At 52.8% G+C, this 21,945-nt stretch carries 18 protein-coding genes and 1 pseudogene; 15 read left to right on the top strand and 4 right to left on the bottom strand.

Features of this window, described 5'->3' with window-relative positions:
• Positions 1 to 67 precede the first annotated feature (67 nt).
• Positions 68 to 895, bottom strand: a complete 828-nt coding sequence (locus ACTJKB_RS18015; RefSeq protein ID WP_440835792.1) for a TerC family protein — start codon at positions 893 to 895, stop codon at positions 68 to 70.
• Between the two features lie 708 nt (positions 896 to 1,603).
• Here ACTJKB_RS18015 and nifB point away from each other — a divergent pair.
• The 10 genes from nifB (at position 1,604) to ACTJKB_RS17965 (ending at position 12,737) form a co-directional block, all read left to right on the top strand.
• On the top strand, positions 1,604 to 2,971 hold the full coding sequence (nifB, locus tag ACTJKB_RS18010) for a nitrogenase cofactor biosynthesis protein NifB (RefSeq protein ID WP_440835791.1): 1,368 nt from the start codon (positions 1,604 to 1,606) through the stop codon (positions 2,969 to 2,971).
• A gap of 6 nt (positions 2,972 to 2,977) precedes the next feature.
• Positions 2,978 to 3,844 (top strand): nitrogenase iron protein, encoded by an 867-nt coding sequence (gene nifH / locus ACTJKB_RS18005; protein WP_074084154.1) that lies wholly within the window; start codon positions 2,978 to 2,980, stop codon positions 3,842 to 3,844.
• A 132-nt stretch (positions 3,845 to 3,976) separates the two neighbouring features.
• The gene (gene nifD, locus ACTJKB_RS18000) at positions 3,977 to 5,434 is read left to right on the top strand and encodes a nitrogenase molybdenum-iron protein alpha chain (protein WP_440835790.1); all 1,458 of its coding nucleotides are present in this window, start codon (positions 3,977 to 3,979) and stop codon (positions 5,432 to 5,434) included.
• Positions 5,431 to 6,990: a nitrogenase molybdenum-iron protein subunit beta gene (gene nifK, locus ACTJKB_RS17995; RefSeq protein ID WP_440835789.1), complete on the top strand. Its 1,560-nt coding sequence runs from the start codon at positions 5,431 to 5,433 to the stop codon at positions 6,988 to 6,990. The genes nifD and nifK overlap by 4 nt, the downstream gene beginning before the upstream one ends.
• A gap of 198 nt (positions 6,991 to 7,188) precedes the next feature.
• Entirely contained in the window at positions 7,189 to 8,553 is a 1,365-nt protein-coding gene (nifE, locus tag ACTJKB_RS17990) for a nitrogenase iron-molybdenum cofactor biosynthesis protein NifE (RefSeq protein WP_440835788.1), read from the top strand.
• Positions 8,543 to 9,871 (top strand): nitrogenase iron-molybdenum cofactor biosynthesis protein NifN, encoded by a 1,329-nt coding sequence (nifN, locus tag ACTJKB_RS17985; protein WP_440835787.1) that lies wholly within the window; start codon positions 8,543 to 8,545, stop codon positions 9,869 to 9,871. Before nifE ends, nifN begins: the two co-directional genes overlap by 11 nt.
• Complete coding sequence (nifX, locus tag ACTJKB_RS17980; RefSeq protein WP_440835786.1) at positions 9,846 to 10,256, top strand: nitrogen fixation protein NifX; 411 nt, start codon at positions 9,846 to 9,848, stop codon at positions 10,254 to 10,256. Before nifN ends, nifX begins: the two co-directional genes overlap by 26 nt.
• The gene (locus ACTJKB_RS17975; RefSeq protein WP_440835785.1) at positions 10,240 to 10,806 is read left to right on the top strand and encodes a DUF269 domain-containing protein; all 567 of its coding nucleotides are present in this window, start codon (positions 10,240 to 10,242) and stop codon (positions 10,804 to 10,806) included. Before nifX ends, ACTJKB_RS17975 begins: the two co-directional genes overlap by 17 nt.
• Before the next feature lie 39 nt (positions 10,807 to 10,845).
• Positions 10,846 to 11,598, top strand: coding sequence for a HesA/MoeB/ThiF family protein (locus tag ACTJKB_RS17970; protein ID WP_440835784.1), 753 nt, complete (start codon positions 10,846 to 10,848; stop codon positions 11,596 to 11,598).
• On the top strand, positions 11,595 to 12,737 hold the full coding sequence (locus tag ACTJKB_RS17965) for a homocitrate synthase/isopropylmalate synthase family protein (protein ID WP_440835783.1): 1,143 nt from the start codon (positions 11,595 to 11,597) through the stop codon (positions 12,735 to 12,737). The genes ACTJKB_RS17970 and ACTJKB_RS17965 overlap by 4 nt, the downstream gene beginning before the upstream one ends.
• A gap of 160 nt (positions 12,738 to 12,897) precedes the next feature.
• Here the strand turns inward: ACTJKB_RS17965 and ACTJKB_RS17960 are convergent.
• Positions 12,898 to 12,981: pseudogene (locus ACTJKB_RS17960) on the bottom strand (helix-turn-helix domain-containing protein); the annotation flags it as partial.
• 193 nt (positions 12,982 to 13,174) lie between these two features.
• Between ACTJKB_RS17960 and ACTJKB_RS17955 the strand changes: the two are divergent.
• The 5 genes from ACTJKB_RS17955 (at position 13,175) to ACTJKB_RS17935 (ending at position 19,509) form a co-directional block, all read left to right on the top strand.
• Entirely contained in the window at positions 13,175 to 13,948 is a 774-nt protein-coding gene (locus ACTJKB_RS17955) for a Cof-type HAD-IIB family hydrolase (protein WP_440835782.1), read from the top strand.
• Positions 13,949 to 14,183: 235 nt separating this feature from the next.
• Positions 14,184 to 15,434 carry a BclA C-terminal domain-containing protein gene (locus tag ACTJKB_RS17950; protein WP_440835781.1) on the top strand — a complete coding sequence of 417 codons (1,251 nt, stop codon included), beginning with the start codon at positions 14,184 to 14,186 and terminating at the stop codon, positions 15,432 to 15,434.
• A gap of 277 nt (positions 15,435 to 15,711) precedes the next feature.
• Positions 15,712 to 17,403, top strand: coding sequence for a glycoside hydrolase family 13 protein (locus tag ACTJKB_RS17945; RefSeq protein ID WP_440835780.1), 1,692 nt, complete (start codon positions 15,712 to 15,714; stop codon positions 17,401 to 17,403).
• Positions 17,404 to 17,635: 232 nt separating this feature from the next.
• Positions 17,636 to 18,382: a class I SAM-dependent methyltransferase gene (locus ACTJKB_RS17940; protein ID WP_440835779.1), complete on the top strand. Its 747-nt coding sequence runs from the start codon at positions 17,636 to 17,638 to the stop codon at positions 18,380 to 18,382.
• Positions 18,379 to 19,509, top strand: coding sequence for an MBL fold metallo-hydrolase (locus ACTJKB_RS17935; protein WP_440835778.1), 1,131 nt, complete (start codon positions 18,379 to 18,381; stop codon positions 19,507 to 19,509). The genes ACTJKB_RS17940 and ACTJKB_RS17935 overlap by 4 nt, the downstream gene beginning before the upstream one ends.
• Positions 19,510 to 20,274: 765 nt before the next feature.
• Here the strand turns inward: ACTJKB_RS17935 and ACTJKB_RS17930 are convergent.
• Both ACTJKB_RS17930 and ACTJKB_RS17925 read right to left on the bottom strand, forming a co-directional pair.
• Positions 20,275 to 21,084, bottom strand: coding sequence for a hypothetical protein (locus ACTJKB_RS17930; RefSeq protein ID WP_440835777.1), 810 nt, complete (start codon positions 21,082 to 21,084; stop codon positions 20,275 to 20,277).
• 95 nt (positions 21,085 to 21,179) lie between these two features.
• Positions 21,180 to 21,791 (bottom strand): phosphatidylglycerophosphatase A family protein, encoded by a 612-nt coding sequence (locus ACTJKB_RS17925; protein ID WP_440835776.1) that lies wholly within the window; start codon positions 21,789 to 21,791, stop codon positions 21,180 to 21,182.
• Positions 21,792 to 21,945 lie beyond the last annotated feature (154 nt).

The following is a 21,945-nucleotide window of genomic DNA, read 5'->3' as shown; positions in this document are numbered from 1 at the left end:
CAAAGCCTGCTCCCCGCCTGATGGCGGGAGGCAGGCTTATGTGTGTTTGGATATTATAGCCGATGTTCTATTTACCGAGCTGCTTATCGACTTCTCGAACCGGATTTTCGCCTACGTTCTCTTCAATCTTGTGACTGCTCATGAACCAGCCGGTGGCTGCAATAATTACGAGCACTACATAGAAGGTAGCCTTCCACCAGGTGCTGTGGGCGAAATCTTCGGACAGTACACCCAGCGAAGGATGGGCCAGTGTGATGACGGCCAGCTTGACGCCGACCCAGCCGACAATAAAGAATGCGGCAACTTCAAGACCCGGACGGGAGTGGAGCAGCTTGACGAAGAAGGACGCTGCGAACCGCATAATAACCAGTCCGATGAATCCACCAGCAAAGATGACAAGGAACTGTCCACCGTCAAGCCCCCCGATATTGCTGATTCCGCTTGGCGGAAGCGCAACGGCAAGCGCAACAGCCGCCAGGATAGAGTCAACGGCAAAGGCAATATCTGCTACTTCGACCTTAAGTACAGTAAACCAGAAGCTGGACTTCTTCTTTTCAACGGATTTTTCACTGCCGCTTTCGGCAGCTTCATCGGTAACAGGCTTCTTGAACAGCACTTTTCGGAAGATATGGTTACCGGCAATGAACAGCAGATAGATCGCGCCAATGGCTTGTACCTGCCAGATGTCCACCAGATAAGAGATAACAAAAAGCGAACCAAATCGGAACACAAACGCCCCGGCCAACCCGTAGAACAATGCTTTTTTACGTTCCTCATCAGGAAGATGTTTAACCATGATTGCCAGTACCAGTGCGTTATCTGCGGCGAGCAACCCTTCCAGTGCTACGAGAACGAGCAATACCCATCCGTATTCTAATAATAATCCCCAATCCATTGCTGCTTCCTCCTCATTTGGATGTAAGTACCACCATTAAATTCCTGTGATACCATTATCTTTGCCAAAAGTATATAAAAAAGACCTTTACCAAGCAGATCAGCCTTTGGAATAAAGGACTAACCTGATTGGTAAAGGTCTCGCTAACAATAGTTCATTGCCGATAAAACCGGAGAACATCCTCACATTCTCGTATTGACGATTTTATCTAACAGCTACTCCCCTTTACGGGATATATTAAATTTTATTGGTTGCGTGTGTGACTTAAAAGTATCATATATGACTTGAGAGCCATTGTCAATGCCTGTGAGAATAAATATCACTAGAAAATGACTGGAATGGAAACGGAAACATGTTACATATAAGTAAGATAACATAACATGTGGTATGGCGAAACTGCAAACATAAGGAAAATGAGGGCTTTTTAAGCCTAAACCTGATTGACGATGTGTAGGAATGAAAATATGATGAGACTAATTAAAGCGGCCAGGCGATTTGTTGTTAGGTAATATAACATTGATTCATTTGGCTCTGCTAGCTAAATTCTATTAGAAATTAAGCAAATGCTTACGAAGCGAGTTTTACTGCGAAGTTGTTTCAAAGAAGTAACGCTCCGTAAAAACTTAAGCAAATGCTTACGAAGCGAGTTTTACTCGATGACACATCAGGGAAGTCAATGCTCGTAAAACTTTTAGGAGGTGGGAAATGATGCAGCCGTCGTCGTGTATATCAAGTGCAGCAGAGGAGGAGCTCAGCCGCCACCCTTGCTACAGCGAGGAAGCCCATCGGTATTATGCCAGGATGCACATCCCGGTAGCTCCCGCCTGCAACATCCAGTGCAATTACTGCAACCGCAAGTTTGACTGCGTGAATGAGAGCAGGCCTGGAGTGGTCAGTGAGGTGCTCACCCCGGAGCAGGCAGAACGTAAAGTGAAAGGGGTGGCTGCTCAGCTCATGCAGCTTTCGGTAGTCGGCATTGCCGGTCCCGGCGATCCGCTGGCGAATCCTGAGCAGACGTTCGATACGTTCGCCCGGGTTAAGGAATACGTGCCGGATGTCTCCCTGTGCCTCAGCACCAACGGATTGACGCTTTACCGGCATATCGATGAGATTATGGAGCTTGATATCCGCCATGTCACCATCACCATCAATGCCATTGATCCTGAAGTCGCCGAAGAGATTTACCCTTGGGTGTTCGACGAAGGTGTGCGCTATGAAGGAAGAGCGGCAGCGGAGCTGCTGATCAGCCGCCAGCTGCTCGGTCTTGAACTGCTGGCAAAGCTGGGTATTCTCGTCAAGGTTAATTCCATTATGATTCCAGGGGTCAACGACCATCATTTACCCGCAGTGTCCAAAAGAGTAAAAGAGCTCGGGGCTACACTGCACAACGTCACACCGCTTATTATCGCACCGGGCAGCCAGTACGAGCTGGACGGCCGCAAAGCGCCCCGTCCGAAGGAACTGCACAATCTGCAGGAGCTCCTTGGCCGCGACGGCATGAAGGTGATGCGCCACTGCCGGCAATGCCGGGCTGACGCCATTGGGCTGCTGGGCCAGGACCGCAATCAGGATTTCCCTCTTGAAGGGATGGAAGCTGATCCGGTGATCAACCAGGAGGCCAGAGCGTTGTTCCAAGGTGAGCTTGATGCGAAGATCCGCGAGCGGGTCCGGGCCAAACAGGCCAGACGATTGCAGGAGAATTCCCCAAAGATAAGGGTCGCGGTAGCTACCCGGGGCGGCGACAAGGTCAATCAGCATTTCGGGCATGCGACAGAATTCCTGGTATACGATACCGACGGAGCGGATGTACAACTGCTCGGTGTCCGCAAGATACAGGCCTACTGCCAAGGCAAAGCAGACTGTAACGGTGATAAAGCCGCCACGCTGCAAGAAATCATATCCATACTAAGTGATTGCCGCATTCTTCTCTGCTCCGGCATCGGGGATGGCCCGCGTGCCAGCCTGAACAAAATCGGAGTCTTGCCTCTCGTCCGTAAAGGTGGAATACAGGAAGCGATTCTCGAAAGTGTGAAGTACAGCTCTTATTTTGAAAATATAAACATTTCGAAGGGATGATGAATCATGAGACAAATAGCTTTCTACGGTAAAGGCGGTATCGGTAAATCCACAACTTCCCAAAACACTTTGGCCCAATTGGCAACCAAATTCAAACAAAGAATTATGATCGTTGGTTGTGACCCTAAGGCAGACTCCACCCGCCTGATTCTGAATACCAAAGCGCAGAACTCCGTACTGGAACTGGCGGCTGAACTGGGTTCGGTAGAGGATCTGGAGCTTGAAGATGTGCTGCAGACCGGCTTTGGCGACATCATCAATGTAGAATGCGGCGGACCTGAACCGGGCGTAGGCTGCGCAGGACGCGGGATCATTACTGCCATCAACTTTCTGGAGCAGGAAGGCGCGTATCAGGATCTGGACTTCGTATCCTATGACGTACTGGGCGACGTTGTATGCGGTGGTTTCGCAATGCCAATCCGCGAAGGCAAGGCACAAGAGATCTACATCGTGTGTTCCGGTGAAATGATGGCCATGTACGCAGCCAACAACATTGCACGCGGTATCCTGAAATATGCTACAAGCGGCGGTGTGAGACTGGGCGGACTGATCTGCAACAGCCGTAACACTGACCGTGAAGATGAGCTGATCATGGAGCTTGCCCGCCGTCTCAATACCCAAATGATCCATTTTGTTCCCCGCGATAACATTGTTCAACATGCCGAGCTGCGCAGAATGACAGTAGCCCAATATAACCCTGCCCATCAACAAGCTAAGGAATACGAAATCCTGGCTGAAAAAATCCTCAACAACAAAATGCTGACCATCCCTACTCCGATTTCCATGGAAGAGCTGGAAGAGCTGCTGATGGAATTCGGTATCATTGAAGATGAAGAAGCAGCGATCAAGAAGCTGCAAGCTTCCGGTCAATAAGACTGCCAAGCCGCGATACCCAGTCATCCGGTGAACGGAGTGGAGAGACGGTCTTCACCGGATGAACTTTCAGTGGCTAATGGCTACGCAGGCGGCTTAAGCGTCCTGCACCACGAAAAGGAGGGTCAATAAATGGGACTGAATATCGAAGAGAATAAGAAATTAGTAGAAGAGGTTCTGGAAGCCTATCCCAAAAAAGCGAAGAAAGACCGCGAAAAGCATTTTCAGATCAATACCGAAGAAGCTCAATCCTGCGGCACTTGTGCCCTGAAGTCTAATATTAAGTCCCGTCCGGGCGTAATGACACCCCGCGGATGCTCCTATGCAGGCTCCAAAGGGGTGGTATGGGGTCCGATCAAGGATATGGTTCATATCAGCCACGGTCCCATCGGCTGCGGACAGTACAGCTGGGGCACGCGCCGCAATTATGCCAACGGAACACTGGGGATCGACAATTTTACCGCTATGCAGATCACTAGTGATTTTCAGGAAACGGACATCGTATTCGGCGGTGATAAGAAACTGGAAGTAATCATGCGTGAGATCACAGAAATGTTCCCCCTTGCCAAAGGGATTTCAGTACAATCCGAATGTCCGGTCGGTCTGATCGGCGATGATATTGAAGCGGTATCCAAAAAGATGTCCAAAGAGCTGGAAATGCCGATTGTTCCGGTACGCTGTGAAGGATTCCGCGGTGTCAGCCAATCGCTGGGTCACCATATTGCTAATGATGCCATTCGTGATTTTGTGCTCGGCAAAGCCGAGCTGGCTGAAACCGGCCCATACGATGTCAATATCATCGGCGATTATAATATCGGCGGCGATGCATGGGCTTCGCGGATTCTGCTGGAAGAAATGGGCCTTCGCGTCATTGCCCAGTGGTCTGGGGACGGTACTCTGAACGAACTGGAAATTGCCCATAAGGCTAAGCTGAACCTGATCCACTGCCACCGCTCGATGAACTACATGGTGGAGCATATGGAGAAGGCCTACGATATTCCGTGGATGGAATACAACTTCTTCGGTCCATCCAAGACCTATGAGAGCCTCCGTGCGATCGCAGCCCGTTTTGATGAAACGATTCAGGAGAACTGTGAGAAAATGATCGCCAGACACCAACCGGAAATGGATAAAATCATCCATAAATTCAAACCGCGGCTGGAGAACAAAAAGGTTCTGCTGATGATCGGGGGCTTGCGTTCCCGCCATACGATCGGCGCTTATGAAGATCTGGGCATGGATATCGTAGCTTCCGGTTATGAATTTGCCCATAAGGATGACTATGAAAAGACCTTCCCGATGATGAAGGAAGGGACCATCATTATGGATGACCCGACTGCGTATGAGCTGGAAGAGCTGGCTCAGAAATTGAATGTAGATCTGGTAGGCTCAGGCGTCAAAGAAAAGTATGTGTACCACAAGATGGGCGTTCCGTTCCGCCAAATGCATTCCTGGGATTACAGTGGTCCATATCATGGCTTTGACGGCTTCAAGATTTTTGCCAAAGATATGGATATGACCGTCAACAGTCCGGTATGGAATCTGATCAGCAAAAAGGAAAAAGCGCAAAAAGAGGGGGCGGGCGTATGAGTAAGGACAGACTGGATCTCCCGGACTACAACTCATTGTTCTCGGAAGAACGCTACGTGCAGCAGCGGGAAAACAAAAAACAATTTGAAGCTCCCTGCAGCGACCAGGATACGGCAGAAGCGCTCGCCTACTCCAAATCTGCAGAATATATGGAAAAGAACTTTGACCGTAAAGCGGTTGTTATCAATCCGCATAAAGCCTGCCAGCCGCTCGGATCGGTGATGGCTGCTCTCGGATTCGAGAAAACACTGCCATTCGTTCACGGTTCGCAGGGCTGCAACTCTTATTTCCGCAGTCATCTCAGCCGCCACTTTAAAGAGCCTACGCCTGCGGTTTCCTCTTCCATGACTGAAGATGCAGCAGTATTCGGCGGCATGAACAATTTGATCGACGGATTGGAGAACAGTGTTGCCCTTTACAAACCGGAGATGGTAGCCCTCTGTACAACTTGTATGGCTGAAGTTATCGGTGACGACCTTTCGTCTTTTATCGGCAATGCCCGCATTAAAGGCGCGATCACGGAAGAATTTCCGGTAGCCTTTTGTAATACACCGAGCTTTGTCGGCTCGCATATCACTGGCTATGATTCCATGCTGAAAGGGATATTGAGCTACCTGTATGAGCGCTCTGGAATTAAGGCCAACCCTGGAATTGGTGCGGAATCCGGTGAGAAGCTGAATGTAATGCTTGGTTTTGAGCCTTACACCGGAAACTTTGCGGAAATCCGCAAAATTCTTGACGCCTTTGATACCCAATATACGATCCTTGGTGACCACAGCGGCAACTATGACTCTCCGGCAACAGGCGAGTATGAATATTATTACGGCGGTACGAAGCTTGCTGATGTGCCTTTGGCAGCCAATGCACTGGGTTCACTGTCCCTGCAGAAATACACCCTGAAGAAGACGCAGGATTTCATCAGCGGAACCTGGAACCAGCAGATCACTGCAATGTCTACACCACTGGGGATCACCGGTACGGATAAGCTGCTGGAAGCGATCAGCGAGCTGACAGGTCTTCCGATTCCGGCTTCACTTACCGAAGAACGGGGCCGCGTAGTGGATGCCCTAACAGACAGCCACCCTTACCTGCACGGCAAACGGGTTGCACTCGTAGGCGATCCTGACCTGTTGATCGGACTGATTGGATTCTGCCTCGAAGTGGGTATTGAACCTGTGCATATCGTCTGCTCAAACGGTGATGTGGATTTTAATGAAGTGAAATTTAAAGATGAAGCTCAGGCTCTTCTGGATTCAAGCCCTTATGGCTCGGAGGCTACCCTGTACATCGGCAATGACCTCTGGCATATGCGCTCGCTGCTTCTGAATGATCCGGTTGATCTGGCTATCGGCAGCTCGCATCTGAAATTTGCCGCCAAGGACGCGGGTGTGCCGCTGATCCGGGTAGGATTCCCGATTCTCGACCGTCATCACATGCACCGTTATCCAATTATCGGCTACCAGGGTACTCTGAACCTGTTGAGTCTGATCGTGAATACCGTACTGGATGAGCTTGACCGTAACAACTCCGGCTTTAACTATGATTTGGTCCGGTAAGAAATTCGTACTTGAAGCAGAATAAATGTAAAAATTATTTTACCCGGCGTTCTCTGGTCCCCTATATTTGGTGAAGTATTTTTTCAGCCACATACAGGGACAGGGCAGGCCGGGAATTTTGCAATCATGTAGAATGGCCGCCTTAGTAGCGCAAGGTTTGCGTGAAGCAAGCAACTTTAGCGAAGGAGATGAAGTGCCATGGACCCTGTTCGAAAAGACGAATTTGACTCCGAGGCTTGCGGGAGCCTAGCCCCGAAGGTAAAGCCCTGTCCACGGCCCAAACCGGGTGAAGCGGCTGGAGGCTGCTCCTTCGACGGAGCCCAAATTACACTGCTGCCGATTATGGACGCTGCGCATCTTGTCCATGGTCCGATTGCTTGTGCCGGGAACAGTTGGGAGAGCAGGGGAACCCTGTCCAGCGGCCCCTCCCTGTCTCAATATGGTTTTGCTACGGATCTTACGGATTCCGATATTATTTTTGGCGGAGAAAAAAAACTGAAGGATAGTATTGACTATATTGCCGAGCGCTTTGCGCCTCCGGCAATATTTGTATATTCAACGTGTGTGACTGCTCTGATTGGTGAAGACATGGATGCTGTCTGTAAGACTGCAGCCGAGCGGCTCGGCATCCCGGTCATCCCTGTGAACAGTCCCGGATTTGTCGGCAGCAAGAATCTCGGCAACCGTCTGGCCGGAGATGCGCTGCTGCAGTATGTTATCGGCACCGGGGAACCATCTCCCGAGATGTCCATGGGTATCAATCTGATAGGTGAATACAATATTGCCGGCGAGATGTGGGATATTGAAAAGCTGATGAACAGTGCTGGTATTTCAGTGACCTCACGTATTACTGGAGATGCCCGTTATAAGGAGATTACCTGGGCGCATCGTGCGAAGGTGAATATGGTCGTCTGCAGCCGCGCCTTGCTGGGGCTCGCCAAGGAAATGGAGTCGAGATACGGTATTCCTTATTTCGAAGGCTCTTTCTATGGCGCCAAGGAAACAACCTATTCGTTAAGACAAATGGCCTATTTGATGAATGACCGCGAAATGGAGCGCCGGGTAGACCGCCTGACCGAACGTGAGGAGGCCCGTCTTACCCAGGATCTTCGTCCATACCGCAAGATCCTGAAAGGCAAGAAGGCGGTGCTCTATACCGGCGGCGTCAAAAGCTGGTCCGTTATTTCTGCACTTAAGGAGCTTGGTGTTCAGGTGGTGGGCGTTGGCACGAATAAAAGCACGGAAGATGACGTCCGGCGGATTGCTGATCGTGTAGGCGACGACACCGAATATATCCCCGAGGGCGGAGCCAGCCGCATTCTCAAAACGGTGCGGGAACGCAAAGCGGATATGATGATCGCAGGCGGCCGCAATATGTATGTGGCAATGAAGGAGCAGATTCCGTTCATTGATATCAACCAGGAGAGACACAAGGCTTACGCTGGTTATGAAGGGCTCTTGCGGCTCGCCAAGGAGCTGACCTATTCCCTGGCCAATCCGATCTGGAAGCTGGCTGCCAGTCCGGCCCCATGGGATAAGGAGGCGCCTCCCTATGACTGTTAACAGAAGGAAGAAGCCGGCTTCGGTCAATCCGATCAAAATCGGCCAGTCGCTCGGCGCCGTGCTGGCACTGCAGGGTTGCTACCGCGCCATGCCGCTGATGCACGGTTCGCAGGGCTGCTCTGCTTTTCCTAAGGCGCTGCTGACCCGTCACTTTCGTGAGCCGATCGCCGTTCAGACCTCCGCGCTGCAGGAGATGGATGTGATTTTTGACGCTAACCGCAATCTGGAAGAGGCTCTGAATTTGGTGTTAAGCAAGCACCGGCCTGATATTATCGGGATCATCGGGACGGAATTGACCGATGTGGCCGGGGTGGATTATCAGAGCATGCTCAAGTCCTACAAGCGGGAACGGAATATGCGTGGGGGGCTTGCTTTTTCCGTGGTATTGCCGGATTTCCGCGGGTCACTTGAATCCGGCTTCAGTGCTACAGTGGAATCCATGATCGATGAGATGATCCAACAAGTAGGGCATAAGGGCTCACGAAGCGTAAATACCCGGCAGATTACGCTGCTGCCCGGATCATTTTTGACACCTGCGGATGTGATGGAGCTGAAGGAGATGATTTCTTCCTTCGGATTCGAGGTTATTGCGCTGCCGGACATTTCGACTTCCTTGTCAGGGCATTTGCTGACCGGGTTCTCCCTGCTGACCCGTGGCGGTGTGCCGCTGGATTCCATGCTGCAGAGCCTGCAGTCCGGGCTGACGATCGCGGTCGGCGGCAGTATGGAGCGTCCGGCAAGGAGACTTCATAATGCGCTCGGTACGCCATATAAGGTATTCGAGAGTGCGATGGGACTTAAGGCTTCGGATGAACTGCTGCATTTTTTGCACCAGATCAGCGGAGAGCCGGTGCCGCTGCGGTATTGCTGGCAGCGGGAGAATCTGCTCGACAGCATGCTTGACGCGCATTTCCAGTTCGCCGGAATGTCCGTTGTGGCTGCGCTGGAGCCAGACCACCTGTACTCGATTTCCGGGTGGCTTGAGGAGCTGGGTGTGGAGCAGAAAGCGCTGATTGCCTCCTATGAAACACCGCTGATTGCAGGGATGGAGCGCGAGGTATGGGTAGGGGATCTGGACGATGCCGAAGTGCTGGGCAAAGGCGCTGATCTATGGATCAGTAATTCGCATGGTATTGCCGGAGCGCAGCGGATGGAAGCGGCGTTTATGCCGGCAGGGTTTCCGGTATGGAATGAGCTGGGGGCATATATGTCAGTCTCTGTTGGATACAGAGGGGCTATGGAATGGAGTAATAAAGCAGGGAATTTGTTAATGCAGAGGGAGGCTGGCCACCGTGAAAGTAGCATTCGCCACAGATGATGGAAATCGAGTGAATGCCCATTTCGGGCAAAGTCCTATGTTTGCCGTATATAATGTGACCAAAAATGGCGGTGAACTGCTTGAGCTACGCAAGCTGCCGGTTGTTCTCAATCAGGATGAAGCCGGGAAAATTGACAGCCGTCTGGCGGCGGTAGAGGATTGTACGCTGATCTTCATCATGCAGATCGGTGCTTCAGCCGCCGCGCGGGTGACGCGCCGCAAGATTATGCCGGTTAAGGTTCCATTCGGCAGCCCGATTGATGAGCAGGTGAAACGTCTGGTTGAGATGCTTCAGGGTAAGCCGCCGATGTGGCTGGCCAAAGTCCTGCGTGCAGAAGAAGAAGGCACAGGTGAAGGGGAGGAATCCAATGGAACCGTTGGCTAATGACAAGTTGGCATTTCAGGCGGAAACTTTCCAAAAGGGAGCGGCGGTACAACCCCGCCGCCGCAAGGCGGTAAAAGAACTGGATCAGGTTACGGCGGATGCATTTGTCCGCCGTTTGTGCAATCTTTTGGATACAGCCGACTTCTTCGGACGTCATGCTTCGCTGTCCCCGCAGGAGAAGATAACCAAGCTGTTTCTGGCTTCGGCCGAGGACAAGGATAAATCCGAATTCAACTGTGCTGTATCACCGAAGGTTCGCCAGCAGGTTCCGGTTCTGTTCCAGGCGATCGCCGGGGTCATGGAAGAGAAGAGCGGAACCATGGTGCAAAGTACTGCCGAGATTAATGTAGAGGGCTTTGGGCGGGGGCTGCTGTACACCGGGCGTGTGATTCTGGTGCTCAAAAGTCTGCGGGCCGGTGCTCCTTTCCCGTTCACTTCCGAGGAGAAGACTATTCGTTATGGAGTGGAATGTATCGAGGAAGGCCTTGCGTTTCTGGAGAAATATAATGAAATGACTGCCTTCCACGGTTTGCTGAGTCTGGAAGGCTAGCGACCAGAAATTTATGTTCAGTCACAGGGGGAATCGGGGATGGAGCAGCTTGCCGGAGGTTTGGAGCTGGAACGGTATGCCCGGCAGTTGAAGCTGCTGGGAGAAGACGGGCAAAAGGCGCTGAAGGAAGCGACGGTCATGGTGGCCGGAATTGGCGGACTTGGAGGAACGGCTGCGATGTATCTGGCCGCGGCGGGCGTTGGCAAGCTTATTTTGGCCCATGAAGGAATGATTGTCCCGCCTGATCTCAACCGGCAAATTCTTATGGACACAGATCATCTGGGGATGGAACGGATCAGTACAGCTATAACCCATTTGAAGCGCCTGAACCCGCATGTCGAGATCGAGGGATATAATGCAAGAATTGAATATGACCTTGCCAAGCCCTGGGTACAGGACGCTGATATTGTAATCGACGCCCGTTATGATTTTCCGGAGAGGTATGCTCTGAACCGCCTGTGTGTAGATACCGGCACACCTATGGTGGAAGCTGCAATGTACGGATTTGAAGTTTCGCTTACCACCGTCATTCCTGGTGTTACACCCTGCCTCGAGTGCTTATATCCGGATGTGCAGCCTCAGTGGGAGCCGCTTGGATTTCCAGTTTTGGGAGCGACATCCGGAATTGCAGGTTGTATGGCTGCGCTGGAAGCCGTAAAATGGATTACAGGGGTAGGGACAACTTATGCGGGCGTGATGCATCGCTTCAGCTCACTCGACTTCGCCTGTTACAGCGTCCATATTTCCCGTAATCCGAATTGCGCTTGCTGCGGAGAAGGAGGTACACCGTGAAAAGTCTCAAGCTATGTGACACGACACTGCGGGATGGCGAACAGGCGGCTGGAGTTTCATTCACGAGGGCAGAAAAGCTGGAAATCGCAAAGTTGCTGTCGGAGAGCGGAGTTGAACAGGCAGAGGTAGGAATTCCTGCCATGGGTAAACGGGAGCAGGAGGATATTGCGGCCATTGCCGAATTGAATCTCCCCATGAAGCTGATGACCTGGAATCGCTCGGTGCCGGGGGATATCGACAAGGCACTGGCTACCGGAGTGAACTGGAGCCACGTGTCTATTCCGGTATCGGTGATTCAGCTGCATGGCAAGCTGGGGTTAACACCGGCGGAGGGGCTGAACAAGCTGCTGGGTGCAGCGGAATACGCCCTGTCGCTCGGGATGACGGTGTCGGTAGGAATGGAGGATTCGTCCAGGGCTAACATGGGTTTTCTGGTGGAGCTGGTGAATTCTCTATATAAGGAGGGCATTCGCAGGTTCCGTTATGCGGATACCGTCTCAGCGCATCATCCGGGACAGATTGCCGAGCGGGTAAGCACGCTGCTTGGTGAGGTTCCTGCAGATGTCGAGCTGGAGGTGCACTGCCATAACGATTTCGGCCTGGCCTGCGCGAATACGCTCAGCGGCGTAGCCGCAGGGGCAGTCTGGGCCAGCACCACAGTGGCTGGAATCGGAGAACGGACCGGCAACGCAGCCATGGAGGAAGTCGCTATGGCCTGGCATCATCTGTATGGCGGAGAGAGTAACGTCAGATTTGATCTGCTGAAAGGCTTGGCCGACAAGGTGATTGCTGCTTCCGGACGAAGTGTTGGCGATGCCAAACCGATTGTCGGGCAGCTGGCTTTTACACATGAGTCGGGAATTCATGTGGACGGGCTGATGAAGGAGAGGGCTACTTACCAGACCTTTGATCCCGCGGAAGTGGGCCGGAGTCACCAATTTGTACTCGGCAAGCATTCCGGTACCGGCGGCGTATCCCATGTGCTGGACCAGTGGGGCCTCGAGATTACCCCGGATACCGCAGGGCATTTGCTGGAGCGTGTCCGCGAATACGCGGAGTCCCATAAAGGCACGGTTCCGGAATATATGCTGGTGCAGTGGCTGATGGAGGAGCAACAGCGGGCTCAGAATGCTGTATAAGCATAGGAGTATTGCCGGTTACGGTGAAAATAAGGTTGTCTGTCTACCGGCAAGATTCCGGCAATGGGCTGAGCCCAATGTTAAGAATTCTCGCAGTCTGGAGTATGGATAGTGCAGGCAGTGGTGTCTTCCTTGGGGGAGACTACCGCTGCCTGTTTTTTTATACTCTCAGGCGCTTAATATCTTGTCTTGGAGGAGAGCCAAACATTCGGGAATACTCCCGGCTGAATTGCGAGGGACTTTCTAATATTCGCTTAAGAGAAACGGCTGCCATCCTGTAGGGGAGGAGGGGCCGTTTTTTTCTTTTCGCGCTCATTTTGCGCTCTGAAATTTACGGTTTTTGAGAAAAGACAGCTTGCATCGCATACGACAAGCCTCTACAATCTTGAGCAGGAACGTTAAGCAGAGAGAGCAAGGATAAGGAGAATGGAGAATCTATGACTAAGAAAACAATCTTTTTTGATATTGACGGTACGATCTATGATGAGCAGAAGAACATACCCGCGTCCACGAAGGAAGCCATTGCTGAACTGAAAAGACAGGGTCATCATGTAGCGATTGCCACGGGTAGAGCCGCTTACATGTTCGAGGATTTGCGCGAAGAGCTGGATATTCATTCTTATGTGTCGCTCAACGGGCAGTATGTTGTTTTTGAAGGAGAAGTGATTTACCGCAACCCCCTGGATACCTCTTCCCTGCAGGCTCTAACCTTGTTCGCCGAAAAAAATGATCATCCGGTGGCTTATATTGATGCCGTAGGCATGAAGGTGAATGTTGCGGAGCATGAGTATATCAGGACTAGTATCGGGTCGCTTAAGCTGGCGTTTCCGACACATGATGCGGAGTATTTTTTGCAGCACGAAATCTATCAGGCGCTAATTTTTTGCCCGGAGGAGAATCAAAAGCTATATGAAGAGACGTATCCGCAATTTCATTTTATACGCTGGCATCCCTTGTGTATGGATGTGCTGCCGGGGAATGGCTCGAAGGCGGGGGGGATCGCTCAAATGATGAAATCGCTCGGAGTCCGGAAGGAAGATATTTACGCGTTTGGTGATGGCCTCAATGATCTGGAGATGCTGAGTTTTGTCGGTCATGGCATCGCGATGGGCAATGGAGAAGATGAAGTCAAGGCTGCCGCGCGCTATGTCACCAAGCCAGTCAGTGAGAACGGAATTCTTGAGGGATTGAGAATGGTGGGCCTGTTGTAGAGAAAACTAATCCTGAGTGGATTGGGCGGGTTGTCCAGCTATAGTATATGTCTGCTGCGGAGCGGACGTGTCCAGGCAAGTGAACAGTTTGTTGTGTTCCCAGGTGATTTTAGCTTGTCCAGGCGTTATAAACACCCGGTTTTCCGAAAAATAAATAGCAGCCTACGAGACGAATGTCCATGCCTCCCATAGGTAAATGGAGTACTATACATCAGAGTCTATGGGAGGTGCTGAAATGAGACGTCTGAAGCTTAAGAAAAAATGCCCGTTTCCTGAAAAGGAACTGCTTGAGTGCCCCTTGCCGAAGCTGTCTAAGAAACGCCCTAAAAGGAAACCTTCAAAACGGAAACATGAACATGGCAAGCAGTGCTGCTGCAAGGAAATCATCGTCAAAAAGCAAATTGTCCGTGTAAACATTCCCCTTGGTGCACTTGGCGCGGCTGGAGCCGCTGGAGCACTTGGCGCCGCTGGTGCTGTAGAAGCGCTGGGTGCAGCTGGAGCTGCCGGAGCGGCAGGAGCTCTGGGCGCCGCTGGTGCAGGTGGATTACTGGGAGCAACAGGCGCTGCTGGAGCTCTCGGAGCTGTAGGCGCCGCCGGGGCGCTGGGTGCAGCAGGCGCCGCCGGGGCATTAGGAGCGCGTGGTGCAACCGGTGGCTTGGGTGCTATCGGAGCGGCCGGGCTTCTTGGCGCCGCCGGGGCTGTTGGTGCGCTTGGCGCAGCGGGTGCAGCGGGTGCAACGGGCGCGCTGGGTGCCGCCGGTGCCCTGGGCGCGGCAGGAGCTTTGGGTGCCGCAGGAGCAATAGGTGCCGCTGGAGCTATCGGCCCGGCGGGAACCGGCGGGCTGGTTGGTCCTCCCGGACCCGCCGGGCCGGCTGGGCCAGCAGGAGCTCCGGGACCGACTGGTGCTGCCGGACCTGCCGGTGCACCAGGAGCCACGGGAGTAGCGGGACCCGCCGGGGTCGCTGGACCTGCGGGAGTAGCGGGACCTGCCGGGGCTACTGGAGCCACTGGGGCGGCTGGACCGTCCGGCGCGGCTGGCGCAACTGGAGCGACGGGCGCAACCGGCGCGGCTGGCGGAATTGCCCAATTCGGCTATGTGTATAACCTCGGCGCGCAAGTGGTGCCGATTGAGGCGGATGTATCTTTTGATACGAACGGTCTGCTGACACCCGGAATTACCCATGCTCCCGGCACAACGACGATTTCGGTGACCAATGCGGGAATCTATGAGGTCAATTTCTCGGTATCCGGTGTGGAACCCAATCAGTTCGCATTGTTCGTCAACGGAGCCCTGGTTCCAGGTACTGTATACGGCTCAGGTGCCGGCACTCAGCAGAATACCGGGCAGGTAATCCTGGCCTTGTCTTCGGGAGATGTGCTGACGCTGCGCAACCACAGCTCCGCGTCAGCTGTCACGCTGCAAACGCTGGCCGGGGGCACACAGGCAAATGTCAATGCGTCGATTGTCATCAAGCAATTAAGCTAGCTTCAGATGGATGGGCAAGCAAACTGAACCAGCACAATCCAATGGAGCAGAGTGGGCAATAATCCAATCAGAAGACGGGAGCACTTCTATACGAAGGCGTTCCTGTCTTTTTTGCTGCCGCTTTATATGCTGAAACGAAGGTTTTATCGAAAATTTGTTATTCCCTTCCTCAGGAGTGGTTAAGATATATTAATGTGTCCGCAAGAGGCCGGGAAGTCCTTTATGCCGGAACATATTTCTTATCCAAGCAGGAATCGCAGAAGCGGAGGGAATCCTTGTGAACCCGAAATGGTGGAAGGAAAGCGTAGTGTACCAAATTTATCCGATCAGCTTCATGGACAGCAATGGTGACGGGATTGGTGATTTGCGCGGAATTATGTCCAAGCTGGATTATTTGCAGGATTTGGGTGTGGATGTGATCTGGATCTGCCCGATTTATAAATCGCCGAACCATGACAACGGCTATGATATTAGTGATTATTGCGACATTATGAAGGAATTCGGGACGATGGATGATTTTGACCGGCTGCTGAGGGAGATGCACTCCCGCGGGATGAAGCTGATGATGGATCTGGTGCTGAACCATACTTCCCATCAGCATCCCTGGTTTATTGAATCCAGAAGCTCGAAGGATAATCCCAAACGGGATTACTATATCTGGAGAAAAGGTAAAAACGGCGGTCCGCCAAACAATTGGGAGTCCTATTTCAGCGGCTCGGTCTGGGAGCTCGACCCCAAGACGGATGAATATTACCTGCATCTGTATTCCAAATTTCAGCCGGATCTGAACTGGGAGAATCCCGCCGTGATCGACAAGCTGCATGAAATGGTGCAATGGTGGCTGAAAAAAGGGATCGACGGCTTCCGTTTTGACGCAATCGCCCATATTGTGAAGAAGGACGGGTATCCTGACGCCTTGAATCCTAAGGGTACGACGACTGTGCGGGCGTATGACATGTTCTCCAATCTGGAGCATGTGCACACGCTGCTGCGCAATCTGAACGAGCAGGTGCTCTACTTTTACGATATTATGACGGTTGGCGAAACTTCGGGGCTTGGCCCGGAGCAGGCGCTGGATTATGTCGGTGACGGACGCCGCGAGCTGAACATGACCTTTCAATTCGAGCATATGAATCTGGACTGTGCGGCTCCGGGCGGAGGAAAGTGGGATACGGTCCCCTGGAGTCTCCTGGAACTCAAGAAGATCATCAGCAATTGGCAGACGGTCCTGCATGACAGAGGCTGGAATGCCAACTATTTGTGCAACCATGACCAGCCGCGTTCGGTATCCCGGTTCGGTAACGATATGTATTACCGCATCCCCTCGGCCAAAATGCTGGCTACCTTTATTCATATGCTGGAGGGAACCCCTTATATTTACCAGGGTGAAGAGATCGGGATGACCAATGCGGGTTTTGAATCGATTGATGATTACCGGGATGTAGAAACACTGAATTACTATGAGGAAAAGCGCACGAATGGCGTTCCCGAAGCAGACATTATGGCCGCTATTCATAAAAAAAGCCGGGACAACGCCCGCACGCCGATGCAATGGGACGATGGAGAGGACGGCGGATTTACCGAAGGCGTACCTTGGATCCGGGTGAACTCCAATTCCCGGGAGATTAATGCAGCCAGTGCGGTCAAGGACCCTGACTCGATCTATCATTATTACAAGAAGCTGATTCAGCTGAGAAAAAAACATCAGGTCATTGTCTACGGTGAATACGCCTTGCTGCTGGAAGAGCACCCGGAAATTTATGCGTATACCCGCATGCTGGAGGATCAGCGGCTGCTGGTGGTGCTGAATTTCTTTGAGCGGGAGCCGGTGTTTGAGCTGCCGGAGGAATTTCAGCCACAGAAGCTGGAGCTGCTGATCTCTAATTACACGCCAAATCATGAGGAAGACCTGAGGAATCTGAAGCTTCGTCCTTACGAAGCAAGAGTATATTTACTGCGACAGAACTAGAGTGGTCTACAGAGTTGCCATGACGCGGGAAGTATGGCGAAATGGCGACTCTTTTTTGAGTTTAGCTATAAAAGACGGTACAATTGCGTTACATTAGGTGATATGTTCAAGCCCCGGTATTCTGAGGAGAATATGGGACAGCGCCATGGGAATCGTGAGAGCTTGGGTTTGAATACACGCGGAGCATACATAGAGAGGTTTGTGCAGGTGCTGCTGCGGGAGGAGAAGGAACATGGGTGAGTGGTATGAGGAGAGTTTTGGTGAGGATTACTTAATTGTATACAAACACAGGGATTTTGGCGGGGCGCGGCGCGAAGTGGAGCGGATGATCGGGTGGCTGGAGCTGCCTAAGGGGGCAAGGGTGCTTGATCTGTGCTGCGGTATGGGCCGCCATTCTCTGGCCCTCGCGGAAGCAGGGTATGAGGTTACCGGTGTGGACCTGTCTGAGGCGCTCCTGCGAGAAGCGCGGGCACAGGCCGGAGCCGAAGCCGTGACCTGGATACGTTCAGATATGCGTCAGCTGCCGCTTGAGGGCGGTTTTGAGGCTGTGGTGAATTTGTTCACTTCCTTTGGCTACTTTGAAGAGGATGAGGAGCAGGTGAAGGTGTTGCGGGAAATCCGCCGCATGCTTGTACCGGGTGGCAAATTCATTGTGGATTTTCTAAATCCGGCTCATGTCATCCGTCATCTGGTTCCGCACTCCGTCCGTGAGGACGGGGATACTCTGATTGATGAGTCGCGGCGGATTGAGGATGGTTATGTTAAGAAGGATATCATCCTGACCTCGAAGTCCTGTGGGGCTTCCCGTATATACCATGAGCGCGTCAAGCTGTATCCGCTGGATCAATTCCGCGAGATGATTGCAGCCGCAGGTCTTCAGCTGGAGGCGGTCCACGGCAGCTATGAGGAAGATGAGTATGTGGCGGAGAGCTCGGGGCGGATGATTTTTACGGGTGTACGTCCGGTGAGGGGATCGTGAGGAAAACAGAGCTAACCTCAGGGGAAGGCGGTGACGATAGCGTGAGGAAAACAGAGCTAACCTCAGGGGAAGGCAGTGACGATAGAATGAGGAAGATAGACCTGACCCCAGGAGAAGCCAGTAGCGATAGCATGCAAAAGGCGGAACTGACCACATGGGAGGGTGGTATTATTCAGGTCTCGGTTCCGATGGACCCGCCGCTGCGCCAGGTGAACAGCTATATTCTCCCTGACCGGAACGGACAGCTTACGGTTATAGACCCTGGTCCGCATACGCCCGAAGCGGAGCTTGCCTGGGAGAATGTGCTGAAGGAGCTGGGCTATTCATGGGGTGAAATTCGGGATATTGTGGTCACTCATCATCATCCGGACCATTACGGTCTTGCAGGATGGCTGCAGTCGCGCAGCGGAGGCAAGGTGTGGATGTCGGAACGGGCCCATGCCGAAGCGCGGCTGACCTGGGGAGAGACAGCTACTCTGAATGAAGCGCTGCCGCAATTCTTCCTCAGCCATGGCATGCCTGGGGAGAGGGTACAGGGAATCAGGGAGCATTTGGAACGCTTCCTGCCCCAGGTCACCCCTCAGCCAGAGGTGACCTATCTCAATACCATGGAGCCGTTCCTCATGGGGAACCGCAAGTGGCAGCCGCTAGTGACTGGTGGACATGCACCGGGGCACCTGTCCTTTTATCATGGCGGCAGTGGGCAGATTCTGTGCGGCGATGCCGTGCTGCCGCAGATTTCGCCCAATGTCAGCCTCCAGCCGGGCAGTGATCCGCAGCCGCTGCTGACCTACATGGATGGGCTGCGCAAGCTGCGTAGTCTCCGGGTAACCCAGGCGTTTCCGGGCCACCGGAAACCGTTCGCGGGTTTTACGGAGCGGGCGGACAGCTTGCTGCGCCATCATGAAGAGCGGCTGGATACGACTGCTGCTCTGCTTGAGGGTGGTCCGCTCAGCGGATTCGCGGTATGCGAAGCGCTGTTCCGCAGCCGCGTGTCGAACGCACACCAGATGCGGTTCGCCATGAGCGAGGCATTGGCCCATCTGGCCGAGCTGGTGCGCCGGGAGCGGGCGGAGGTTCTCCGGCCGGAGAGCGGCGGAGTGACCACGTTCGCGGCAGTGGAGTAAGCTGCGTGTAAACCAGCAGCAATATGATAAAGGCCAGGCCACGTATGGACAGGGGGAACCCCATGTATACGCGGCCTGGCCTTTTTGAGGAACAACGGCAGAAATGCCGTTGTTGAATCGCCCTGGGCGGGTTTGCTCAGAAACAACGGCAGAAGTGCCGTTGTTGAATCGCCCTGGGCGGGTTTGCTCAGAAACAACGGCAGAAATGCCGTTGTTGAACCGCCTGGGGCGGGTTTGCTCAGGAACAACGGCAGAAATGCCGTTGTTGAATCGCCCTGGGCGGATTTGCTCAGGAACAACGGCAGAAGTGCCGTTGTTGAATCGCCCTGGGCGGATTTGCTCAGGAACAACGGCAGAAGTGCCGTTGTTGGAACGCCCCGGGCGGGTTTGCTCAGGAACAACGGCAGAAATGCCGTTGTTGAACCGCCCTGGGCGGGTTTGCTAAGGAACAACGGCAGAAATGCCGTTGTTGGAACGCCCTGGGCGGGTTTGCTCAGAAACAACGGCAGAAATGCCGTTGTTGAACCGCCCTGGGCGGGTTTGCTCAGAAACAACGGCAGAAATACCGTTGTTGGAACGCCCCGGGCGGGTTTGCTCAGAAACAACGGCGGAAATGCCGTTGTTGAACCGCCCTGGGCGGGTTTGCTCAGAAACAACGGCGGAAATGCCGTTGTTGAATCGCCCCGGGCGGATTTGCTCAGGAACAACGGCAGAAGTGCCGTTGTTGAACCGCACAAACGGTCAATTTGTACGGTACCGTACCGTTTACTCTACCTTTTTCATCTTGGACGGGTTGTTGATTTTGTACTTCACAGGATGCTGAGTGAGCTTCTTGGCCACGACCTTTGCTTCAAAGGACACGGTATCGCCGACAGCCAGTTCCAGTTTTTTCAGCGTTGCGCTGTGGCTGGACCAGATTTCATCGATTGCAAGGTCGTGCCCCTCCACAGACACTCCCTCATAAATGATAACCTCGTCATCGTTATCGGAGAAATGATTGGGCACGGTCGTAAACTCTTTGACGACGGCCGTCATCTGCAGCTTCTCTTCAGGCAGGACAAGAGCCGCCTTCTTTGGGGATTTGGCCGGCTTCTTCTTTGGAGCTTCCGGCGTTTCGCCGGCTACAACGGCTACAGCTTCTTCAGCACTTGAGCCCGCAGCCCTTGATGTGGCCTCTGCGTCTCCGCTATCTTCCGGGCCGGCTGCTGAATCTACAGCATTTGCTGCCCCCTCTTCCGCCACAGCATCTTCAGGATCAGTCTCTGAATCCACCGTCTTCGCCGCTTCGGAAACAGCGCCTGCTCTTGAACCGAAGGCGGCAGTCTGCATTTCTTTTAGATAGGCGGGATGAATGCAGTGCTGCTGCTTGTTCTCGAACTGTATCACAACGGTCTGAGGATCAACATATCCTACAATCTCACAGGGCAAAGTAAGCCCTTGCCGCTTGTACAGATAGGTTTTGACCCGGGTTGCTGTGTTGGATAGTAGGTTCCATTCCTTGCAGCGCTCAATCAGCTCATCTTCACTCTCAAAATCCTGTACCAGCATAGGGTTGATCACAAAGGGATAGGTCATCCTGTGTTCACCTTCCTTACCATCTATTATCCGGAGCAGACCAGCCCAAGGGGGTGGTCTGTCCGAAGTCGGTATAGCAACAAAAACGTTATCCGCTATTCCGGCTGTGTCTTTTCTTTCTCCAGCGCTGCCTTCCGTGAGGCTTCCTCAAGATCCTCGGGCGCATGCGGAAGACCAAGCTCCTGCTCGCGGTCTGCCTGCTTCCGGTGAGCGATACGCGAGCTGGCGGCAGCAGCCACTGCTCCTACAATGTCGTCCAGATAGGTATGGATTTGGCCGGTAGTTTTGTCGTTCAGCCGTTCGAGCACCCCTGGCTTCAGCTTGTCCACATAACCGTAATTGGTGAAGCCGATGCTCCCGTATACGTTTACTATGGAAAAGGCCAGAATTTCATCAACACCGTACAAGCTCTCATCATTTTCTATCATGTCCTGCAGAGGGGAGAGCAGCTTGCCCTCTTCTGCCAGCACATCCAGCTGGATACCTGTCAGAACGGCGTTTTGTACCTCGCGTTTGCTAAGCACCATCTCTACGTTATGCACACACTCTTCCATTGTGAGGTTGGGATAATATTTCTTCTGCAGCAGCATCACCAGCTCGGCGATTTCTTCCAAGGTTACTCCGCGTTTATTCAGCCAGAACCTGGTTGCTTCCGCGACCTTTTTGCTGTTTAGACTGTAAGGTATTTTTGCATTAGCATCAGCCATGATCAGTCACCCCGTAAATGTGTCTTAGTTTGGATATTAAGAAAATTGTAACCTGCCTGCGCTGCTATTGTCCAGATTCCGGGAATTTAGGATAAGCTGTTGTTATTTTTTGAGCAGAGGGCTCGTATACATAGCAGTACAACTGATCTTAAGC

It is taken from the genome of Paenibacillus sp. 22594 (assembly GCF_052044425.1).
Taxonomy (GTDB): Bacteria; Bacillota; Bacilli; order Paenibacillales; family Paenibacillaceae; genus Paenibacillus_AQ.
This window is presented reverse-complemented; position numbering and strand designations above follow the sequence as displayed.